Here is a 3,193-nt window from a genome sequence, read left to right on the forward strand (position 1 = left end):
GTGCGCTTTTTGGCCGTCGACTGCTCGTAATCACCAAAACCGAACTGCTTAGCGCCCATGAAGCCAGTCCACACCTGCGATCACAGGGCCATTCTCGCGTAGGGTGACGGGGTTTTCCAGAGTCTCCCTAATGGTCTAGATATCTCCTGGGTTCTTCTTTCCTAGTAGCTTCTAGGACGGCCCAGCGTGGATAATCCCATCATTCCCAATTTCATTGGTACTCATGAAAGAAGTAATCAAGCGGTACATTCCAGCCTTTGTAATCTTGCAGGTTCTCCGTGGTTATCTATCCGACTTTCTGAGATATGTAAAGTATACATCCTCTACTAAGTTGCTAAGAAATAGGTCGAGGGCCAACATTTCCGCAAAAATAATTGCCCAGTATCATGCATTGGAAAAGGGTATCTGTATGCCGGGCTTTCGACATGGCTTTGGCAATAACTTGCTGAGAGACCTTCTTGATTCGCTAGAGTTTCATGCTGCCAAGTTTGGTTATGACTATGACTATATTCGAGATGCCTCATCGGCCATGAGAGAATATCTTGACATTCACTCGAGCCAACTATACTTGCTTGATGACGCCAACGTAACAAGAGTTCGCTTATTTCTGAATACACTTGAAAGGTCAACCACTTTCCTGTATCACAACCAAGAAACTCTTGAAGCTGCAGAGTGTTTCAAGAATACTGATGCGTTTAGGGCATTTGCTTTGAGCCGTAGAAGCTTTAGGTACTTTGATGGTACTTCCGTGTCTAGAGCTAAGTTGCTTGAGGCAATATCGATTGCGAGACATGCGCCGTCATCTTGTAACAGACAATCATCTCACGTTCACATCTATAGTGACAAAGAACTTGTTTCTCGTCTTCTAAGCCTGCAAGGAGGCAGTCGAGGTTATGGCCATCTTGGCGACACTCTTTTACTGGTTACCTCTAACCTCAAGATGACCATTCATGTGAATGAGCGTCACTTGCCTTTTGTTGATGGTGGCATCTTCTTTATGTCGCTCTTGTATGCTCTTCATTCATGCAAAATTGCCTCTTGCCCTCTTAACTGTTACTTTCCACCTGCTGTTGAGAAGAAGGTAAGAGCACTTTCTTGCATAGGGGACAATGAAGCTATTGTGGCTATGGTTATTTGTGGCAATATATCCGGAACTATTAAGGCGGTTAAGTCGCCAAGATTTCCTGTTGAGTGCTTCTATACCTATCACTAGTTATTCTTGCAATGAAAGACTTAATCCTATATAGTGAGCCAAAGGAGGACTTGCTCATGCGGTCCCTTTGGATGCTTGTGAATTCAACATTGTTTCGCATTAAGCTTCCTAGGTTCTTTTGGGTTAGAAACTCTTTGCTTAAATTATTTGGAGCCCAAATCCCTTGGCATTGTAATGTATATCCATCGGTTGACATCTATGCCCCTTGGAATCTTGTCCTAGGCGAGTATGTTACAATTGGGCCTCGTTGTAGAATCTACAATAAATCGATTATCTCTATCGGAAGAAACACTACTATATCCCAAGACTCTTATCTCTGCTCCGCTTCTCATGACTCTAGACTATCCTTAATGCCACTCACTCTGAGGCCAATTACTATCGGTGAACGGGTTTGGATCGCATCAGGTGCATTCATTGGGCCAGGTGTTGAAATAGGTGACGGAGCGGTAGTCTCAGCTACTTCTTCTGTGTTCAAGTCGGTCCCAAGTTATAAGATTGTTCGAGGCAATCCTGCTATTGTGATTGCAAGTAGGAGCCTTTCTGATTAGGTATCTCTTATGTCGTCAGTATCTTTTGTTGTTTTAACCAAGAATGAACAGCAGGATCTTCCTGGATGTCTTCAATCCATTGCTTGGAGCTCTGATATTGTCGTCTACGACTCCTGCAGCACGGATCGCACCCAGCAGATTGCCACCGATGCGGGCTCGCGCATCATCCAGCGCCCCTTCGACAATTGGGCATCTCATCAGAACTGGGGTCTCAGGAACATCACGTTCAAGAACACATGGCTTTTTTACATTGATGCAGACGAGCGCCTCACTCCTGAAGCTGCCACCGAGCTCCAGGCCATCGCCAGCATCCCTGATCCGCAATTTGTTGCCTACCGCATCCAACGCCGCGACTTTTTCCAGGATCGCCATCTCCGCCATGTTCAAACCTCCCCCTGGTACATCCGCTTCTTCCGGCCTGAGTTCGTGCATTACGAACGCCTGGTGAACCCCATCACCGTGGTGGACGGACCTGTGGGCGATCTGAATCATCACCTGGACCACTACCCCTTCTCAAAAGGCCTCAGTCACTGGATCGCCCGTCACAACTCCTACAGCACCTTCGAAGCGCAGCAGATTCTCCAGAACCGCGCCAGCCAGGAGCCCTTCAGCCTCCCTGCTGCTTTCCTTGAACGCGATTTCAACCGCCGCCGCTTTCACCAGAAGGAACTCTTCTACCGCCTGCCCGCCCGGCCCCTGATCAAGTTCCTCCTTCTTTTTGTCCTCAAGCGCGGCTTTCTCGACGGCCGCCCCGGCTTCACCTATGCCCTGCTCCAGAGCATCTACGAAGCCATGATCGTGCTCAAGGTGCAGGAACTGGAGTTGCAGCAGGCCCAAGGATCAGCCATCAGGCCCCTTTGAAGGCGCCCTGATGCAATGGCAAAGCTGCCCTCCCGCACCCCTCGCCTGGATTGAGCTGCGCGAGCTCCTGCTCTGGCTGCTCCACACCCCCGCCCTGCTCCTGCCCTTCGTGGCCCTCCTCGCTGCGGCCCTGGCCTGGCGCCTGCAGCTGTCGCGCCGGGCGCTGGGTTGGCTCGCCCTGCTGGCGCCCCTTGGCTTCAGTGCCATTTACACCCCTCTCGCCACGGCCCTGCTCACCACCTGGCTGCACACCCAGCTGCCGGCGCCGTCCGTGCCCAGCTCCGCACCGCCGGTGCTGGTGCTTGTTGGGCGTGGTCCAGCCATCGCCGCCGCCACCACCCAGGCCGCTGCAGCACGCCTGCGTCAGGGTCCCGCCTTGGCCGTTTACGTGTCGGGCGACAGCCGCCGCACCGCCGAACGCCTGCTGCTGCTCGGTGTGGCCCCCAGGGTTGCCTGAAAGTCACTCCAACCTCGCTCCCGCGAGCTGAACCCCGCCCAACGTCAGCATCCCTCTGATGTCGTAAGCCAGTTCCCGGAGCCCCCGTCGGATCGAGCGGTAGCCGCCGCGCCG

The 3,193-nt window shown here is 52.2% G+C and carries 4 protein-coding genes; all 4 read left to right on the forward strand.

What is annotated here, in order from left to right; translation table 11 throughout:
* The first annotated feature begins 391 nt into the window (after nucleotides 1-391).
* The 4 genes from VB777_RS10650 to VB777_RS10660 all read left to right on the forward strand — a co-directional run bounded on the left by VB777_RS10650 (nucleotide 392) and on the right by VB777_RS10660 (nucleotide 3,079).
* Nucleotides 392-1,213, forward strand: coding sequence for a nitroreductase family protein (locus VB777_RS10650; protein ID WP_323248825.1), 822 nt, complete (start codon nucleotides 392-394; stop codon nucleotides 1,211-1,213).
* A gap of 350 nt (nucleotides 1,214-1,563) precedes the next feature.
* The gene (locus VB777_RS17420; protein WP_416238341.1) at nucleotides 1,564-1,761 is read left to right on the forward strand and encodes a hypothetical protein; all 198 of its coding nucleotides are present in this window, start codon (nucleotides 1,564-1,566) and stop codon (nucleotides 1,759-1,761) included.
* Nucleotides 1,762-1,770: 9 nt separating this feature from the next.
* Nucleotides 1,771-2,622: a glycosyltransferase family 2 protein gene (locus tag VB777_RS10655; protein ID WP_323248827.1), complete on the forward strand. Its 852-nt coding sequence runs from the start codon at nucleotides 1,771-1,773 to the stop codon at nucleotides 2,620-2,622.
* Between the two features lie 10 nt (nucleotides 2,623-2,632).
* Nucleotides 2,633-3,079: a hypothetical protein gene (locus VB777_RS10660; RefSeq protein WP_323248829.1), complete on the forward strand. Its 447-nt coding sequence runs from the start codon at nucleotides 2,633-2,635 to the stop codon at nucleotides 3,077-3,079.
* Nucleotides 3,080-3,193 lie beyond the last annotated feature (114 nt).

This window comes from Synechococcus sp. CCY9202, from assembly GCF_034931685.1.
In the GTDB taxonomy this organism is placed as follows: Bacteria; Cyanobacteriota; Cyanobacteriia; order PCC-6307; family Cyanobiaceae; genus CBW1002.